Source organism: Streptomyces sp. NPDC044033, assembly GCF_056434425.1.
The window spans coordinates 148860-166750 of sequence record NZ_JBWKFF010000007.1 but is presented as its reverse complement, the minus strand read 5'-3'; the positions used below and the strand labels follow the sequence as shown (position 1 = coordinate 166750).

The window sequence follows — 17891 nt, the reverse complement described above, 5'->3', positions numbered from 1 at the left end:
ACCCCCCCCCCCCCCCCCCCCCCCCCCCCCCCCCCCCCCCCCCCCCCCCCCCCCCCCCCCCCACCCGCGGCCCCGCATAGCGTGCACTCGCTGCCGTTCGGCAGCTGCCCACAGGGGAGGACGGGGGGTGCGCTCGTGCGCGTCGGACTGCTTACGGAGGGTGGATACCCGTATCCGGGTGGTGAGGGCCAGGAGTGGTGCGACCGGCTGGTGCGCGGGCTCGCACGGCACGACTTCGAGGTCTTCGCGCTGAGCGGCAGCGCCGAACAGGACGCGGCCGCGCGGGCGGCCGCCACCGCGGCCCGAGGCCGGGCCGTTCACGTGTCGCGGGTCCGTACGGCACCGCTGTGGGGCGGACCGTCGGCTGCGCCCGGGGCCCTCGCCCGCCCGTACGGACGGCGCGAGCGGCGCCGGTTCGCGGAGCACTTCGGCGAAATCGCGGCCGCTGTCGCCGCCGCTTCGGCGTCCGCGGTCTCAGGGACTGGGACGCCACCGACGGAGGGCGAGACGCGGGGGCCGCTCGGCGGCGCCGGTGACTCCAGCGGCTCCGGCGCGCTGCGCGGTTCCCGGGGCCCTGGCGGCTCCGCGTGGCCGGCGGGCCGTTTCGCCAATGGCCTCTACGGCCTCGCCGAACTGGCCCGCGACGCGGGCGGACTGCCCCGCGCCCTCCGCTCGGAACACGCCGTACGCCTCCTCGAAGCCGCCTGCCACGCGCCGGAAGCCACCAGCCGCTCGCGGAGCGCGCACGTCGGCGACCTCCTCACCGCCACGGCGCTGCTGGAACGCGCCCTGCGCCCCCTCTCGCTCGACTGGTACGGGGGGGCCGACCGCGCCGGTGACGCGGGGCTCGCCGGAGTCGACCTGTGCCACGCGACCACCGGGGGCCCCGCCGCCCTCCCCGGGCTGCTGGCCAAACGCTTCTTCGGCACGCCCCTGCTCGTCACCGAGTACGGCGTGCGGCTGCGCGCCCACTACCTCGACCCCGCGTACGCGCCCGGCAGCACGTCACCGGCGCTGCGGTCGCTGCTCGCCGCCTTCCACGGGCTGCTGGCCGCCGAGGTCTACGGCGCCGCCGCGCTCGTCACCTCCGGCGACGCCCACGCCCGGCGCTGGCAGGAGCGCTGCGGCGCCGACCGCGCCCGCGTACGCACCGTCCACCCCGGCCTGGACGCGCGCCCCTTCGCGGACGTGGAGGAGGGCGCCGCCGCCGACGACGGCCGAACCCTCCTGTGGACCGGCCGGATCGCCCCCGCCAAGGACCTCGTCGCCCTCCTGCACGCCTTCGTGCTGATCCGCGCGTCCGAGCCGGACGCCCGGCTGCGCATCGTCGGCGCTCCGGCGCCGGGCCGCGAGGCGGCGGCCTACCTGGAGCGCTGCCGGGTGCTCGCCGCCGAACTCTTCCCCGGCCAGGGCCCGGTCTCCTTCGAGGAGCCGGACGGCTCCGGGCCGGCGCACCAGGCCGGCCCCTACGCCCGCGGCAGCGTCGTCGTCCTCTCCAGCGTCGCGGAAGACTTCCCGTTGCCCCTCGCCGAGGCGATGTTCTGCGCTCGCGCTACGGTCTCCACGGACGTCGGCGCGGTCCGCGAAGTCATCGGCGGCACGGGCCTGGTGGTCCCGCCCCGCAACCCGCACGCCCTCGCCGACGCCTGCGTCGATCTGCTCCGCGACCCCGAGCGCCGCTCCCGGCTGGGTGCGGCGGCCCGCGCCCGCGCCCTGGAACTCTTCACCGCCGAGCGGAACACCGCGGCGTTCCACGGGATCTACCTGGAGATCGTCGCGCACTGCCCGGTGCGCGGCGCGGCCGTGGGCGCCGACGGCCAGCCCCTCCCGTTCGCCCGGCCCGCCGAGTCCCATGTCCCGGGCCGCTGGTCCGCGTCGGCCCCGGCCCCCGGCCGCTCCGCCCGATTCCGGCAGTGGCTGCCCGGCGGCGGCCCGGACGCGCGGGCACGACCGCCGGAGCCCGATGAGCCCGCCGCACATGTGCCCGGCTGGGCCCGGGGCGGCGGGCGCGAGGAAGAGCCGGCGGGGGCGCCGGCCCGACGGTCCGCGGCTCGCCGGCCAGAGGAGGGCGCGTGAACCGGCCCCGTATGACGCCGCCGGACGGCACGGCCGCAGAGCCTGGGCGCGAGGCCGTAGCCGCACCGCTCGGCGCGCTGCCCGAAGACGCCCCGGAGCGACCGGAACCGGGGGCCCGGCCCCAGTCGGCCGACCCGGCCCGTAAGGCCCCGCGAGGGCCCGCCGATCCGGTCAAGGCGCTCATGCACCAGCACCGCGGACTGTGCGCGCGGGCCGTCGACCCGCTGGAGATCGCCGCCGGACTGGAGGCCCGGGGAGTCACGGACCGGACCGCCGCCAACTGCCGCCACCGCGACGTCTTCGCCCTCGCCGAGGAGCTGTACGCGCGCGTGCCGCGCGACGACGCCCCTGAAGAGCGCGATGACGCTCTTCAAGAGCGCGACGACGCCCCTGAAAGGGAACGCGCGGACGGCACCGCCGCCCCGCGCCGCTCCCGTGGCGCGCGCGTGCGGCGCGCCGCGCTGTATCTGCTGCCCGGAGCGGCGTGCGCCGCGACCGTGACGGCGCTGTCGTTCGCCGGGGGCGAGTCCCCCGCGGTCCGCACCTGCGTCGGCGCGTGCGGAGCCGCCGTGGCGGCGGTGGCGCTCCGGGCCTGCCTGGGCAGGGGCGGCGGGCTCTTAGGCGCGTTGTCCGCCGGCTGGCTGATCGGGTACGCGCTCTTCGGCGACTGGCTGCTCGCCGAAGTCCTCGACGGCGGCCCGGACGCCCTCCCCACCGCCGCGCCCCCCGCCCACGACGGCGCCCCCACCGCCCTGGCCCTGGCCTTCGCCGTGCCGCCGGCCGCGTGGTGCGCCCGCTGGTTCGCCGTACGGTCCGGCCGGGCGCTCACGGCCGGCCGGGGGCTCGCGGAGTTCGCCGGGCGCGTCCGGCCGCTCCTGGCGGGGGCCGTCACGCTGTTCCTGTGCGCCGTCCTCGCGCTCCTCCCGGCGGCCCGTCTCGCGCTGGGCGAGCGGCCGTACGCCGCACCGGTCGACATGGCCGCCGCCGTGTCGCTCGCCGTCCTCCTCTTCACCGCCCGGCTGCTCGTGGCGCACGGCTTCGCCGCCGCCGCGGTCACCGGCGCGGCGGCGGCCTGCTGCGCCGAGGCCGGCGCCGTGTGCGCCGTGCTCATCGCCCGCCTGCCGGGCTGCGGGGTGGTGGCCCGCCCGGTCGCCGCGGCGGTCACCGCCCACGGCCCGGCCGCCGTCCCCGCCGCCGCCTGCACCCTGGCCGCCCTCGCCCTCCTGACCCGGGCCTTCCCCGCCCTCACCCGAGCCTCCGCCCACGCCGCGACCGCAGCGGGGCGGATGTGACGGGCGGGGGCGGGGCGGCGCGAGCCCGCCCGCACCACGGGCTCGGGGGCGCGGGGCCGGCGGGGACCTGTACGCCGTACGCGCATGGATCGGGGGCCGTCGCGTCCGACCGCTCGGCCGGGGCGCCCCCGGTCGGTGTCAACCACCTTGAGGAGCAACGCACATGACCGTTCGACCCGCCAGCAGAGTGGCGACGAGGGCGCCGGAACCCTCCGGGCCGGCCGAGTGGGAGCGAGGGCACGACCGATGAGGGCCCTGCTGCTCGGCGCCAACGGCTACCTCGGCCGGTACGTGGCCGACCGGCTGCTCGCCGACCCCGCCGTCCAGCTCACGGCGCTCGGCCGCGGCGACGACGCCGACGTCCGCTTCGACCTGTCCACCGGCAGCCCCGGCGCGCTGACCCGTTTCCTGGACGCCGTGCACCCGGGCGTCGTGATCAACTGCGCCGGTACGACGCGTGGCGGCGCGCGCGAGCTGACCCGTCACAACACCGTCTCCGTCGCCACGGTCTGCGAGTCGCTGCGCCGCAGCGGCTGCGGGGCGCGCCTGGTGCAGCTCGGCTGCTCGGCGGAGTACGGGCCCTCGCAGTCGGGCTCCTCGACGGCCGAGGACGCGGTGCCGCGCCCCGGCGGCCCGTACGGCGTGAGCAAGCTCGCCGGCACGGAGCTGGTGTTGGGCTCGGACCTGGACGCGGTGGTGCTGCGGGTCTTCTCGCCGGTGGGCCCCGGCACCCCCGCCGGATCGCCGCTGGGGCGGCTCGCGGAGGCGATGCGGCGCGCGATGCAGAGCGGTGAGAGCGAGCTGAAACTGAGCGGCCTCGGGGTGCAGCGGGACTTCGTGGACGTACGGGACGTGGCCCGGGCGGTGCACGCCGCGTCCCTGTCGGCGGCGCAGGGTGTCGTCAACATCGGTACGGGCCGCGCGGTGCGGCTGCGCGACGCCGCGGCCGTCCTCGCCCGCGTCGCGGGCTTCGGCGGGGCGCTGCACGAGATGGACGCGCCGTCCCTGCGCGGGGGCCCGGGCGACCACCCGGGCGGCGTGCCCGCCTACCCCTACCCGGACGGCTGCGGCAGCTGGCAGCAGGCGGACGTGCGCACCGCCCGCGACCGGCTCGGCTGGCGGCCGCGGATCGCCCTGGAGGAGTCCCTCGCGGACATCTGGATGGAGGCGGCATGTCGTATCTGACGCCCCGTGGGTTCGCCGCCCGGGTGCAACGGGCCGCCGGGGCGCCACGGGCGGGTGCGGCGCGGTGGGCGGCGGCCGGGCAACGGGCCGCAGCCTCGCGGCGGACCGACGCGCCGCCGCCTGCCGCGAAGGGGCTCGGGGTCGGCGTGCCCGGCTACGCCCACCCGATGGTCGCGCCCGCCGAGTGGGGCGAACTGCTCCGCCCCGGCCTGCCCTTGGACTGGACCGTGCTGAACGTCGCCCAGGGCCCGGGCGCCCGCCCGGACCCGTACTGCCTGGGCGTCGCCGGCCGGCTGCGGAGCGCGGGGGTGCGGGTCCTGGGCCATCTGGACGCGCGGTCGGGGGCGCGCCCCTTCGGCGAACTGGTCTCGGACGCGCACCGCTTCCTGGACTGGTACAGGGTCGACGGCTTCTATCTGGACCGCTGCCCCACGGAGCGCTCCGGACTGCCGGAGATCCGCCGCACGGCGGCGACCCTGCGCACGCTGCTCGACCGCCCGTACGTCGTCCTCGCCCACGGCTCGCAGCCCTTCCCCGGATATGTGGAGAGCGGGGACCAGTTGGTGACCTTCGAGGGGGCGTGGTCGGACTACCGGTGGTCCCAGGCCGCCGAATGGACCGCGGACTACCCGCCCGAGCGGTTCTGCCACCTCGTGCACGGCCTGCCGCGTCCGCATCTGGAGGAGGCCCTGCGCATCGCCCGCTGGCAGGGGGCGGGGACGGTCTGCTTCACGGACCGCTCGCCGCGCCCCGGAGCGGCGGGCGGAGGCGGCGCCTGGGAGTCGATGCCCGGTTATTGGGACGAGATCGTCTCGCTCATCGGACCTGGTGTCTCGGAATGAGGAGGGGCGTGGCAGTGTTACGGAGAGAAGTGCCCCGCGTGAGCGGGGACGGTCCCGTCCACCGACCAACGGAGTCCCCGTGTCGCTGCCACCCCTGGTCGAGCCGGCTGCCGAGCTCACCGTCGATGAGGTCCGCAGGTACTCGCGCCATCTGATCATCCCGGATGTCGGGATGGACGGGCAGAAGCGGCTGAAGAACGCCAAGGTGCTCTGTGTGGGCGCGGGCGGCCTCGGCTCGCCCGCCCTGATGTACCTCGCCGCGGCCGGCGTCGGCACCCTGGGCATCGTGGAGTTCGACGAGGTCGACGAGTCGAACCTGCAGCGCCAGATCATCCACAGCCAGGCCGACATCGGCCGCCCCAAGGCCGAGTCCGCCCGCGACTCGGTCAAGGGCATCAACCCGTATGTGGACGTCGTTCTCCATCAGGAGCGCCTTGAGGCGGAGAACGTCATGGAGATCTTCTCCCAGTACGACCTGATCGTGGACGGCACCGACAACTTCGCCACCCGCTATCTCGTCAACGACGCCTGCGTGCTGCTGAACAAGCCGTACGTATGGGGCTCGATCTACCGCTTCGACGGCCAGGCGTCGGTCTTCTGGTCCGAGCACGGCCCCTGCTACCGCTGCCTCTACCCGGAGCCCCCGCCCCCCGGCATGGTCCCCTCCTGCGCCGAGGGCGGCGTGCTGGGCGTGCTCTGCGCCTCCATCGGCTCGATCCAGGTCAACGAGGCCATCAAGCTGCTCGCCGGCATCGGCGAGCCGCTGGTCGGCCGCCTGATGATCTATGACGCCCTGGAGATGACCTACCGCCAGGTCAAGGTCCGCAAGGACCCCGACTGCGCGGTCTGCGGCGAGCACGCCACCGTCACCGAGCTGATCGACTACGAAGCCTTCTGCGGCGTCGTGAGCGAGGAGGCCCAGGAGGCCGCGGCCGGCTCGACGATCACGCCCAAGCAGCTCAAGGAGTGGCTGGACGAGGGCGAGAACATCGAGATCATCGACGTCCGCGAGCCGAACGAGTACGAGATCGTCTCGATCCCCGGCGCCAAGCTGATCCCCAAGGACGGGTTCCTGATGGGCACCGCCCTCCAGGACCTTCCGCAGGACAAGAAGATCGTCTTGCACTGCAAGACGGGTGTCCGCTCCGCGGAAGTCCTCGCGGTCCTCAAGTCCGCGGGCTTCGCCGACGCGGTCCACGTGGGCGGCGGAGTGATCGGCTGGGTCAACCAGATCGAGCCGGAGAAGCCGGTCTACTGACCCGCCCGCCGATCCGGCCAGGGACACGGCGCGTGCTCTGAACCCGCGGGACGGCCTACGGGGCCCGCTCACCCGAAGAGGGCGAGCGGGCCCCGCCGTTGTGCGCCGTCCGCGCGGACCGGCCCCTTACGGGCAGCTCGCGCCGTCCGCGCGGACCGGCCCCTTACGAGCAGGTCGCGCCGTCCGCGGGGACCTTGGAGTCGAGCAGGTAGCCGTTCACCGTCCGCGTCATGCAGCCGTTGCCGCTGTTGTACGCGCCGTGCCCCTCGCCCTTGTACGTGACCTCGACGCCCACGCCCTTGCCCAGCTCCCGGGCCATCCGCCGGGCGCCCTCATACGGGGTGGCCGGGTCGCCCGTGTTGCCGATGACGAGGATCGCGCCCGCGCCCGCGGCCCGTACGTCCGGGGTCTTCCAGCGCCCCTCGACGGGCCAGCCGGCGCAGCTCAGCAGCGACCACGCGGAGGACTCGCCGAAGACCGGCGACGCCGCGCGGAACTTCGCCAGCCACGCCTGCACGTCGTTGCCGTCGTAGCGCTGCTGGGCGTCGGCGCAGGTGATCGCCCGGTTCGCGGCCTGGAGGTTGCTGTAGTGGCCGTCGCGGTCGCGCCCGGACAGCGAGTCGGCGAGCAGTTGCAGGTAGTTGCCGCTGCCCAGCGTCGTGGCCTCCTGGAGCCCGCGGGTGAGGTACTGCCAGGTTTCCTTGGAGTACAGCGCGGACGCGATCCCGTTGACGGCCTGGTCCTGGGTCAGCTTGCGGCCGTCGCGGGTCGGCAGCGGATCGGAGTCGAGCTTCTTCAGCAGCGCGGTGATCCGCTTGGTGCCCTCCTCGGGGCCGCTGCCGAGCGGGCAGCCGGTGACGTTCTCCGCGCAGTCCCGCATGTAGTCGTCGAGCGCGCGCTGGAAGCCCTTGGTCTGGTCGAGGCCGCCCTGGAGGGGTTCCTGGGTGGGGTCGACGACGGCGTCGAGCACCATGGGGCCGACGCGCCGGGGGAACAAGTGGGCGTAGACGGCGCCCAGTTCGGTGCCGTAGGAGATGCCGAAATAGTGCAGCTTGGCATCGCCCAGAACCTGGCGCATGACGTCCAGGTCGCGGGCCGCGCTCGTGGTGTCCACGTGCCCGAGCAGCTTCCCGGAGTTCTTCCGGCACGCGTCGACGTACGCCTTGTTGGCGGCCAGCGCCGCCTTAAGCTCGGCATCGTCGTCCGGAGTCGCGTCGACCGCGTTCGCGTCGTCGGTCTCCTTGTCGCTCTGGCACTTGACGCCCGCGCTCCCGCCGACCCCGCGCGGGTCGAAGCTGACGAGGTCGTAGCGGGCGCGCAGGGCCTCGTAGTCGGCTGCGAAGCCGGGCAGCGTCGCCACGCCCGAGCCGCCGGGCCCGCCGAAGTTGAAGACGAGCGAACCGAGGCGGGAGGCGCCGCTGCGGGCCTTCGCGCGGATCAGGGCGAGATCGATGGTGGGCCCGGCCGGCTCCGCGTAGTCCAGCGGCACCTTGAGCGTGGAGCACTCCCACCGGGTGCCGTCCGCCAGGGGCTCGGGGGCCTTGCCGGTGCCGCCCTGCGCCGTGGTGGGAGCCGCGCACCGCTGCCAGTTCAGCCGCTGCGCGCCGAGCCCCGAGGCGCCGGTCGGGGAAGCCGGGGACGCGGTGCCGTGCTTCTTGTCTCCGGCGGCCTTGCCCGCGCCGCCGCCTCCGCACGCCGTGGCCGCGAGGGCCACCACGAGAGCCGCGACCGCCGGCATCCGGGCCCGGCGCCGGCGCCGGTACTGGGTCCGGGACCGGGTCCGTATGGGGCTCCGCATCGTCTGCCACCCTCCTGCCTGTCTGTCCGACAGGCTCGAAGTCTTCGGATTTGTGAGCCTGTGACCGGAGGATGCCATATGGTCGGGCGCGCGAGCCCGCCCTGTGCGAGAAGCGTGCAGCCGCCATCTGCCGGGCGCGGCGCCCACATCTGCCGGCGGGCAGCCGTCCGGTACGCGCCCGCGCACCCTGGCCCGTACCGCCGCGCCCCCTCCAGACACCTCCGCCACCCCGTCCCCCTCCGGGCCCCCTGCTGAGCCCCTCAGCGCTGGACCGCTGTGCGGGCGATCGTAGTGGGGGGCACTGACAACCTGGGGCACTGACAACCGGGGGCGCGCAGGGCCGGGGCGGGGGACCGGCGGGGCGGCGGTCCGGACGGGAGGCGGTCCGGACGGGCGTCAGGAGCAGACCTTGCCGTCCTTCGGGACCGTGCCGTCCAGCAGATAGGCGTCCACCGTGCGCTTCACACACGCGTTGCCGCTGTTGTACGCGCCGTGGCCCTCCCCCTTGTAGGTGAGTTCGACGCCGACGCCCGGGCCCAGCCGCCGCGCCATCTTCCGCGCGCCCTCGTACGGCGTCGCGGGGTCCCCGGTGTTGCCCACCACCAGCATCGGGGCCGCTCCCTCGGCGCTCACCTCGGGGGTCTTCCACTCGCCGGGCACCGGCCAGCCGGTGCACTGGGTGAGGCTCCACGCCATGAAGTCCCCGAAGACGGGGGACGCCCGGCGGAACTCGGCGACCTTGCCCGCGATGTCGTCGGCCGTGTAGCGCTGCTTGAAGTCGGCGCAGGTGATGGCGTTGAGGGAGGACTGCAAGGAGCTGTAGGCGCCGTCCTTGTCGCGGCCGTTCATGGAGTCGCCGAGGGCGAGGAGGATCTTGCCGTCGCCGTTCTCGGCGTCCTCCACGCCTTCGGTGAGGTAGTCCCAGAAGTCCTTCGAGTACAGCGACTGGGCGATGCCGCCGCTGGCGAGCGACTGGGTGAGCTCACGGCCGTCCGCCGCGGGCGCCGGCCGTCTGTCCAGGCGGGCCAGCAACCGCTGGATCTGCCGCTCGGTGGGGCAGTTGTCATGGCTTCCGGCGCACGCCCGCAGGTAGTTGCCGAGCGCGAGCTGGAAGCCCTTCGCCTGGCCCAGGGCGCTCTGCACCGGGTCGTGCGTCGGGTCGACGACGCCGTCGAGGAGGGCGCGCCCCACCTTTTTCGGGAACAAGTGGGCGTAGACGCCGCCGAGTTCCGTCCCGTAGGAGATGCCGAAGTAGTGGAGTTCGGCGTCGCCCAGCGCCTGGCGCATCAGGTCCATGTCGCGCGCCGCGTTCGAGGTCCCCGCGTGCGCGAGGACCTTGCCGGAGTTCTTCTCGCAGGCGGCGGCGTACTTTTTGACGCGGCCCATGAGGGCGCGCTGTTCGCCCGCGTCGTCCGGGGCCGAGTCGGCCGCGTAGTAGGAGTCGAGATCCTTGTCGCCGAGGCACTTGACGCCGTCGCTGCGGCCGACGCCGCGCGGGTCGAAGCTGACGAGGTCGTAGCGGGTGCGGAGGTTCTTGTAGTCCTCGGCGAAGGCGGGGAGGGTGGTGATGCCGGAGCCGCCGGGGCCGCCGAAGTTGAAGAAGAGCGAGCCGATCCGGTGGTCCGGGTCGGTGGCCTTCGCGCGGATCAGGGCGATGCCGATGCTGTCGCCCTTGGGGGCTTTGTAGTCGAGCGGGGCGTGCAGCGTGGCGCACTCCCAGGGGCCGCCGGGCGCCTGGCCCGTGGAGGCGTCCTCGCTGTCGCTGGGGGCGGGGCAGGACTTCCAGTCCAGCTGCTGCCCGGCACCGGTGTCGGCCCGCGAGCTGTCCGCGCCGCCGTTGGAGCAGCCCCCGGCAGCGGCGCCGGCCAGCAGCGCGGCGAGGAACAGGGCCCCGGTCCGTACGGATCTCGACACGGCGGCTCTCCCGGAGGTCGGCGGTACGTACGCGGGACGGGAACGTACGCGGACTGCCATCCTCCGGGCGGGCCCGCACCGGGCGCGCGCCTCGCGGTCCGTACGGGTGAGACCGGCACATGCCGAAGCGGCTCCACGGCGGTACGGACGTCGGCCCGGCCCCCGGGCTCGGTCGGCTCTACGGACGTCACCTGGGCCACCCGGCCCCGGCCGGCTCCACGGCGGTACGGACGTCGCCGGGGCTCCCGGCCCCGACCCGTCCTACAGCGGTACGAACGTCACCTCCGTCGCCTTCACGCTCACCCACACCTCCGCGCCCTCCGCGAGGGCCAGCTCCGCCGCCGCCGACGGGGTGATCTCGGCGACCACCTCGGGCTCGCCGTCGACGAGCACCCGCAGCCGGCCGCCCTGGGCGGCGATCTCCCGGACCGTACCGGCCCAGACGTTGCGCGGGCTGCCCTCGGGGCGGGTGGTGTGCAGGGAGACGGCCTCGGGGCCGACGACGGCGAGCCCCGGCGTGTGCTCGGCGGGGAGCGGGTCGGCGGCGACGAGATCCGCGCCGCCGGCCAGCCGCAGCGAATTCCCCTTCGCCGTGCCGGGCCAGGCGTTGCGGCCGAGCATCCGGGCCACCCAGGGGGAGCGGGGGTGCCGGGTCAGCTCGGTCGGCGTCGCGTACTGGAGGGTCGAACCGTCCTCCAGCACCAGGATCCGGTCGGCGAGGGAGACCGCCTCCACGGGGTCGTGGGTGACGATCAGGCAGACGCCGGGGAAGTCCGCGAGGTGGGTGCGCAGGGTGTGCCGGACCCGGGCGCGCGTGGACTGGTCGAGCGCCGCGAGGGGCTCGTCGAGGAGGAGCAGCCGGGGGCGCGCGGCGAGGGCGCGCGCGAGCGCGACGCGCTGGGCCTGACCGCCGCTGATGCCGCCGGGCTTGCGGAGGGCGAGGTGGCCGACGCCGAGGGCGTCCAGCCAGTGCTGGGCCTCCGCGTGCGCCTCGGCCTTCGCGGTGCCCTGGGCGCGCAGCCCGTACGCGGTGTTGGCCAGGGCGGTCAGGTGCGGGAAGAGCGCTCCGTCCTGCGGGACCCAGGCGATACGGCGCTTGTGGGGAGGCTCGCCGGAGACCTCCGTGTCACCGAGGGCGAGGGGGTGCGCGGCGGCGCGGTGGGTGAGGCCGAGCAGCGCCCGTAGCAGCGTCGTCTTCCCGGCGCCGTTGGGCCCGACGACGGCGATGGTCGTGCCGGCGGGGGCGTCGAGCGCGGCGTTGGTGGCGCCGGTGACGGTGGTGCGCAGGGGCGCGAGGGCCGCCTTGGGCCGGTCGCTGTTTTTGGAGACCCGAGCGGCGGCGGCGTCGTCGCGGCGGCGGCTGCTGCTGCCGCCGTCGCCGCTGTCGTCGGGCGCGCCCTTCGCGGCGGCGGCCTTCGGCTCGGCCGGGCTGCCGCCCAGCCAGCGGCCGCGCAGCGCGAGGAGCACCACCGTGGCGATGACCAGCAGCAGGAGGGAGACCGCGGTCGCGCCCTCGGGGTCGTCCTGGAGCAGCAGATAGACCTGAAGGGGGAGCGTCTGCGTCGTACCGGGCAGGTTCCCGGCGAAGGTGATCGTCGCGCCGAACTCGCCGAGCGCGCGCGCCCAGCACAGCGCGGCCCCCGCGATGAGCCCCGGAGCGATCATCGGCAGCGTGATGGTGCGGAAGACCCGCAAGGGCGCGGCGCCCAGGGACGTCGCGGTCTCCTCGTACCGGGGGTGCAGCCCGGCGAGGGCCCCTTCGAGGCTGATGACCAGGAACGGCATGGAGACGAACGCCGAGGCGATCACCGCGCCCGTGGTGGAGAACGGCAGGGAGACGCCGAACCACGACTCCAGCGCCGGGCCCAGCAGCCCGCGCCGCCCGTACCCCTGGAGGAGCGCGACGCCGGCGACCGTCGGCGGCAGCACCATCGGCAGCATCACCAGACAGCGCACCAGCGCCTTGCCGGGGAACTCCACGCGGGCGAGCAGCCAGGCCAGCGGGATGCCGAGGACGAGCGCGAGCAGCAGTGCCCAGGCGGAGACGAACAGGGAGAGGCCGAGCGCCTGGCTGACCTCGTGCGAGGAGAGCCGGGTGGTCAGCGACGACCAGGGCGTACGGGCCAGCACGCCCGCGAGGGGGAGCAGCAGGAAGACCACCGCGAGGACGGCGGGGATGGAGAGGGTGAAGGGCGTACGCCCCCGGACCGCGCGGTTGCGGCCGGGGGCGCGGCGGGCTTTCGCGGTCACGGCTTCTGGAACCCCGCGGCGCGCAGCAGCCGCTGCGACTCGTCGGTGCCCAGCCACTTGACGAAGGAGGCGGCGTCGGAGCTGTGCTTGGAGTCCTTGAGGACCGCCGCGGGGTAGGAGGCGATGGCGTTCTGTGCGTCGGGCACGTCGACGGTGGCGACCTTCTTGCCCGCCACGGCGGCGTCCGTGGCGTACACGATCCCGGCGTCGGCCTCGCCCAGCTCGACCTTGGTGAGGACGGCGCGGACGTTGGGCTCCTGGGAGGCCGGCTTCACGGCGATGTGCTGCTTGTCGAGGACCTTCTTGCTGTAGCGCCCGACGGGCACCTGGGGCGCGGCGAGCACGACCTTGAGGTCGCTCTTGGAGAGGTCGGAGAGGCTCTTCACGTGCTTCGGGTTGCCCTTGGCGGTGACGATGGTCAGCCGGTTCTTGGCGATGACGGAGGGGGTTTCCGTGTCGGACTTGAGCCCGTCCATGGTCTTGGTGTCGGCGGTGACGAGCGCGTCGGCGGGCACGCCCTGCCGCACCTGCGAGGCCAGTTCCTGCGATCCCGCGTAGGAGAACTTCACCTTGACGCCCGGGTGCTCCTTCTCGTACGCGGCGCCCGACAGCTTGAAGACGTCGGTGAGGGAGGCCGCGGCGAGGACGGTGAGCGTGGTGTTCTTCTTGCCGTCGCCCGAGGCCCCGGAGTCCTTCCTGTCGTCGCTGCCGCAGGCCGCGACGAGCGGTACGAGCAGGGTGGCGGCCAGGGCGGGGAGCGCGGCGCGGCGTACCAAGGTGCGGGGGGCGCGGGGCATACGGGACGTGGGGGACGTGCGGGACATCGGAACTCCAGAAGCCGGGTGATCAGGCGCGGTCGATATGGACATTGGTGGACTTCACGCGGGCCACGGCCTCCATGCCGACGGTTAGTTCCAGCTCCTCGACGGCCTCGCGGGTGAGGAGGGAGACGAGCCGGTGCGGCCCGGCCTGGATCTCCACCTGGGCGGCGACGTCGCCGAGCTTGACCGCGGTGATGATGCCGGGAAAGGCGTTTCGGACGCTGGTGTACCCGGGCTCGTCGTTGTCGGAACCGTTCGCGTCCGAGGCGAGCGCGACCGAGAAGGCCGCCAGGTCGGTGCCCTCGATGAGCCGCTTGCCGAACTCGTCGCGGCGCGTGGGAATCCGCTCGGCGTCGGCCCAGCGCCGGACGGTGTCAGGGCTGACGCCGAGGAGGCGTGCCGCCTGGCCAATTGTGTAGGACCGCATATGCGGCACGGTATGGCTCTTCGTCCCGCAGATGCAAGGTAAATCGGATAAAGACACTGGCAAATGCGGTGTGCGGGGCCGTCCTGGACGCGGCCCGGTTCGCTCAGCCCGTCCGGGGGTCGAGGGCACGCGAACGCGAGCAGGCGCTCCCGCTCCAGCCCGTCCGCGCTTCGAGGGCGCCGGTACATACGGGCGCGCATCCACCTCGGTCCCTCCGGGGCGAGGTCACGGGAATGCGAGCAGGCGGCACCCTCGCCCAAGCCCGTACGGCGCTTGAGGACGCCCCGGCACTGCTCCCCGGAGGGGCTCCCCTGGGGGCTAAATGGCTCCCTTGCGGGTGAGATACGTGAACGAGATCCACCCCGGGATCACCGGCAGCCAGAACACCATCAGCCGGAACACGAGCACCGCGGAGAGCGCGGCATCCGCCGGCATCCCCGCCAGCGTGAGCGCCGACGTCAGCGCGATCTCGACCGCGCCCACACCCCCCGGCGTCGGCGCGGCGGAGCCGATGGCGTTGGCGGTCAGGAAGACCACCGCCGTGCTGGCGTAGCTCAGGTCCCCGCCGAAGGCGCGCGTCGCGGCGTCCAGGCACATCACGTTCGCCGCCGTCAGCAGCAGCATCCCGCCGATGCCCGACGCCAGCTTCTGGGGCCGCTGGAGCACGTCCAGCATCCGCGGGACCACGCCCGCGAACAGCGACCGCACCCGCGTCACGACGAACTTCCGCAGGAAGGGCACAGCGGTGACGACGAGCACCAGGACCGCCGCCGTGAGCAGGCCGCCGATCACCGTCCGGGACGGCGACAGCGACGAGGCGCGCTCCGTGCCGGTCACGTACCCGAAGGAGAGCAGCAGCAGGATGTGGCAGACCATGCCGAACAGCTGCGACGCCCCGACGCTCGCCACCGCCAGCCCCGGCCGCACCCCGGCGCGCTGGAGGAAGCGCGTATTGAGGGCCACGCCGCCGACCGCGGCGGGGGCGACCAGCTTCACGAAGGAGCTCGCGACCTGGGCGACGACCGTACGGCGGAAGGAGACCTTCTCCGGTACGAACCCCAGCAGGCTCATCGCGGCGGCGACCTGCGTCAGCGCGGAGAAGACCACGGCGACCGCCACCCACACCCAGTTGGCGTTGCTGACGATGTCGCCGATCGGGGTGTTGGTGAGCTGCGAGAGCAGGAAGTACGCGGCCAGCGTGCCCGCCATGAAGGTGAACAGCGTGCGCGGCTTGATCCGCTCCAGCCGTACGGGCTCTATCGCCGCCTGCGGCCGGATCAGCAGCACCTGCTGACGGATCTGGGAGAGCAGGTCCTCTTCGCGGGCGTCCTCGGCGGCTTCGTCGAGCGCCCTCTTCTCCGCCTGTCGCTCGGCCCTGGCCGCCTTGCGGTCGCTGCCGGCGGCCTCGACCTCACCGTCGGCTCCACCGCCGGCCTTGGTCCCACTGCTGACCTTGGTCCCACTGTCGGCCTTGGCCATGCTTATGGCCTTGGCCGACCCGGCGGTCGCTCCGGCAGCCGCCTCGGCCTCGGCGCCGCTCCCGGCCCCCGGCCCGTCGGTGGCCTCAGCGGACCCAGCGACCTCAGCGGCCCCGGTAGCCCCAGCCGCCTCGACCGCCTTCGCGGCCTCTTCTGCCTTGGCGGCTTCCGCCGCCTTCGCTTCCTCCGCCGCTTGCGCGGTCTTGGCCTCCTTGGCCGCCTTACGGGCCTGCGCCGTCTCCAGCACCGCTTCCCGCTCGCGCTGCGAGCGCTCGCGCGCCAACTGGCGCAGCGTGGCGCGGCTGATGCGGGTCAGCGCCAGCGGCTGGAGCAGCGGCAGGCTGTCGGCGATGGCGTCCGGGCCGAGTACGCCGACCGCGGCGGCCACCGACCGCTCGGCCCCGACCCGCAGGCCCAGCGTGGTCAGCAGCTGCGCGATGTCCATGCGCAGCACCAGATCGCCCGCGGCGATCTCACCGCCGCTCAGATCGGTGAGCACCAGATTGCCGGAACGATCCACCAGGAGGGCGTCGCCGTCCAGCCGGCGGTGCGCGATGCGCCGGGACTGGAGGAACTTGAGCTGCTTCCAGGCGCCCGCCAGCAGCTCGTCGGTGATCTCCTCGTCCGGCAGCGAGTCGAGGGTGTGGCCGCCGACGTGCTCGTACACGAGCATGACCGCGTCCGGGCCGAGCTCGGAGGTCGCGATCAGCTTCGGCGCGTTGGCGCCGGCGGCGATGGCCGCGTACGCGAGCAGGGCCTCCTGCTCCAGGGCCTGGCGCAGGGACTGGAGGCTGCGGCGCTGGGTGAAGCCGCGCAGCGCGAGGCGCTGCCAGACGCGGTAGAAGAAGCCCTGGGCCTGCTGCTCGCGGTCGACGACGGTCACATCGAGCGGCGGGCCGTCCTCCAGGGTGACGATGTAGCGGCGGCCTCGGTCGTGGTGGCTCGCGTGATCGCCGTCCGGTACGTCCTCCGAGCGCAGCGCGGTCACCGGCTTGAAGCCCACGCGGCGCAGCCCGGCGAGGAGGTTCTGGCCGGTGGGCCGTACGTTCGGGGAGCCGACGGCGTACAGCGTGCCGTACGCGACGGTCCAGCCGATCAGCACGGTGACGGCGATCGAGAACGGTGTGGTGTAGCCGCCGACCAGCACCGCGAAGGCGTCCAGCAGCAGCACGGCCCACATCGCGACGCGCCAGCGCGGCCGGCGGGACATGCCGACGGCCGTCATATAAGCGATCACGGGGGCGAGATAGCCGTGCACCGGGTCGGTGACGCCGCCGCTCGGCGCGGCCCGGGTGAGCGCGTCGCTGATCGTCTCGGGGGCGGTGCGGGCCACCCAGAGATCGGTGGCCAGCGAGACGCCGTGCGCGAGTACCGCGGCGAGCACGCCGTCGGCGATCCGCAATCCGTCGCGTTTGATGAGCCGTTCCATGGCGAACGCCACCGGGACGATGAAGATGGCGATATTGGCCGTCAGCCCCGCGAAGTCGGCCAGCAGCTGCGGCGCCTTGCCGGTGGAGTCGCCGATGTCCTTCTCCAGGCCGGCGGTGGTGCTGTGGGCGAACGCGGCGAGCGCGAGCACCAGCGCCAGACCGAGGATGCCGAGGAAGAGCCGGACCAGGTCGGAGGGGCGGTGCACCCGGGCGGGCAGCAGCGGCTCGTCACCGGACACCCGGTCGATATGGGCCTCGTCGCTCTCGCAGTCGTGGTCGTCGGAGGCGTGGGACCCGTCGGAGCAGGGCAGCACTCCGCGGGCGCGCTCTCCCTCGGGAGGCTGCGCGCCCTGCTGCTCGTCTGTCTCTTCTTGATCTCGTATCACCAGTCACCGCCCGGAAGATGGTGGCATGGCCACGCCGTACAGGGGGGCATCAGGGTGCATTTCGGGGGCGCGGAACCGAGATCGTACGCTCCGTCGCGCTTCCGTACACCTACGGTGACCGGATCCGGGGCTGAGCTGGGCCGCTGTCGGTGGGGTGCGGCAAGATGGGGCGGATGAGCGAGCACGTACGGGCGGCCGACGAACTCCCCGAGTACGCGGAGCGGGTGCTGGCGGTCGCCGAAGAGATCCCGCCCGGTCGCGTGATGACCTACGGGGACATCGCCGAATGGCTCGGCGAGGGCGGCCCCCGCCAGGTGGGACGCGTGATGGCGCTCTATGGGGGCGCCGTGCCGTGGTGGCGCGTGGTCCGCGCGGACGGCGCCCCGCTGCCCGGCAGCGAGCTGCGGGCGCTGGAGCACTACCGCGACGAGGCCACCCCGCTGCGCGTCGCGGGGCGCTCGGCCGAGGGGCATGTGCCGCGGATCGACATGAGGCGCGCGCGCTGGGACGGCGGCGGCACTGACGGCGGCGGTGCTGACGGCGACGGCCCGGACGACGGCCCGGACGGCGGCCGGGGCGACGGCCGCGGCGGTGGTCCGTACGGTAGCCGGGTCGACGCTCCGGGCGGTGGCCGAGCCGACGCTCCGAGTCCGTACGACGGCAGGGCCGACGGTCCGGGCGATGGGCGGCCTCCCAAGGCGGGCGGCGGCCGGACCGGCAGGCGGGGCGACGGC

At 74.4% G+C, this 17891-nt stretch carries 11 protein-coding genes and 1 pseudogene; 6 read left to right on the top strand and 6 right to left on the bottom strand.

The features are described from left to right. Window positions 1-135 precede the first annotated feature (135 nt). The 5 genes from AC07AB_RS15245 to moeZ all read left to right on the top strand — a co-directional run bounded on the left by AC07AB_RS15245 (window position 136) and on the right by moeZ (window position 6653). Window positions 136-2076 carry a glycosyltransferase gene (locus AC07AB_RS15245; RefSeq protein ID WP_478565849.1) on the top strand — a complete coding sequence of 647 codons (1941 nt, stop codon included), beginning with the start codon at window positions 136-138 and terminating at the stop codon, window positions 2074-2076. Continuing rightward, window positions 2073-3368 carry a hypothetical protein gene (locus AC07AB_RS15240; protein WP_478565846.1) on the top strand — a complete coding sequence of 432 codons (1296 nt, stop codon included), beginning with the start codon at window positions 2073-2075 and terminating at the stop codon, window positions 3366-3368. The genes AC07AB_RS15245 and AC07AB_RS15240 overlap by 4 nt, the downstream gene beginning before the upstream one ends. A gap of 246 nt (window positions 3369-3614) precedes the next feature. Beyond that, window positions 3615-4553: an NAD-dependent epimerase/dehydratase family protein gene (locus AC07AB_RS15235; RefSeq protein WP_478565843.1), complete on the top strand. Its 939-nt coding sequence runs from the start codon at window positions 3615-3617 to the stop codon at window positions 4551-4553. Continuing rightward, complete coding sequence (locus AC07AB_RS15230; protein ID WP_478565840.1) at window positions 4541-5395, top strand: spherulation-specific family 4 protein; 855 nt, start codon at window positions 4541-4543, stop codon at window positions 5393-5395. The genes AC07AB_RS15235 and AC07AB_RS15230 overlap by 13 nt, the downstream gene beginning before the upstream one ends. A gap of 79 nt (window positions 5396-5474) precedes the next feature. Further along, entirely contained in the window at window positions 5475-6653 is a 1179-nt protein-coding gene (gene moeZ / locus AC07AB_RS15225) for an adenylyltransferase/sulfurtransferase MoeZ (protein ID WP_478565837.1), read from the top strand. Between the two features lie 163 nt (window positions 6654-6816). Here moeZ and AC07AB_RS15220 read toward each other — a convergent pair whose 3' ends face one another. The 6 genes from AC07AB_RS15220 to AC07AB_RS15195 form a co-directional block, all read right to left on the bottom strand. Next, a complete protein-coding gene (locus AC07AB_RS15220) occupies window positions 6817-8451 on the bottom strand; it encodes an alpha/beta hydrolase (protein ID WP_478565834.1) in 1635 nt (544 codons plus the stop codon). Window positions 8452-8847: 396 nt separating this feature from the next. Then, a complete protein-coding gene (locus tag AC07AB_RS15215) occupies window positions 8848-10365 on the bottom strand; it encodes an alpha/beta hydrolase (protein ID WP_478565831.1) in 1518 nt (505 codons plus the stop codon). 261 nt (window positions 10366-10626) lie between these two features. Continuing rightward, a complete protein-coding gene (locus AC07AB_RS15210) occupies window positions 10627-12615 on the bottom strand; it encodes an ABC transporter permease (protein WP_478565828.1) in 1989 nt (662 codons plus the stop codon). Further along, window positions 12612-13412, bottom strand: coding sequence for a molybdate ABC transporter substrate-binding protein (gene modA / locus AC07AB_RS15205; RefSeq protein ID WP_478566306.1), 801 nt, complete (start codon window positions 13410-13412; stop codon window positions 12612-12614). The genes AC07AB_RS15210 and modA overlap by 4 nt, the downstream gene beginning before the upstream one ends. Before the next feature lie 49 nt (window positions 13413-13461). Then, window positions 13462-13863, bottom strand: a complete 402-nt coding sequence (locus AC07AB_RS15200; protein WP_478565825.1) for a TOBE domain-containing protein — start codon at window positions 13861-13863, stop codon at window positions 13462-13464. A 318-nt stretch (window positions 13864-14181) separates the two neighbouring features. Next, a complete protein-coding gene (locus AC07AB_RS15195; RefSeq protein WP_478565822.1) occupies window positions 14182-17157 on the bottom strand; it encodes a lysylphosphatidylglycerol synthase transmembrane domain-containing protein in 2976 nt (991 codons plus the stop codon). A gap of 191 nt (window positions 17158-17348) precedes the next feature. Between AC07AB_RS15195 and AC07AB_RS15190 the strand changes: the two are divergent. After that, window positions 17349-17747 (top strand): annotated as a pseudogene (locus AC07AB_RS15190) (MGMT family protein); the annotation flags it as partial. Window positions 17748-17891 lie beyond the last annotated feature (144 nt).

Bases quoted from the DNA above. Each gene is read 5' to 3' on its own strand.
- AC07AB_RS15235 (WP_478565843.1), top strand. From the start codon at position 3,615: ATGAGGGCCCTGCTGCTCGGCGCCAACGGCTACCTCGGCCGGTACGTG.
- AC07AB_RS15230 (WP_478565840.1), top strand. From the start codon at position 4,541: ATGTCGTATCTGACGCCCCGTGGGTTCGCCGCCCGGGTGCAACGGGCC.
- AC07AB_RS15220 (WP_478565834.1), bottom strand. From the start codon at position 8,451: ATGCGGAGCCCCATACGGACCCGGTCCCGGACCCAGTACCGGCGCCGG.
- modA (WP_478566306.1), bottom strand. From the start codon at position 13,412: ATGCCCCGCGCCCCCCGCACCTTGGTACGCCGCGCCGCGCTCCCCGCC.
- AC07AB_RS15200 (WP_478565825.1), bottom strand. From the start codon at position 13,863: ATGCGGTCCTACACAATTGGCCAGGCGGCACGCCTCCTCGGCGTCAGC.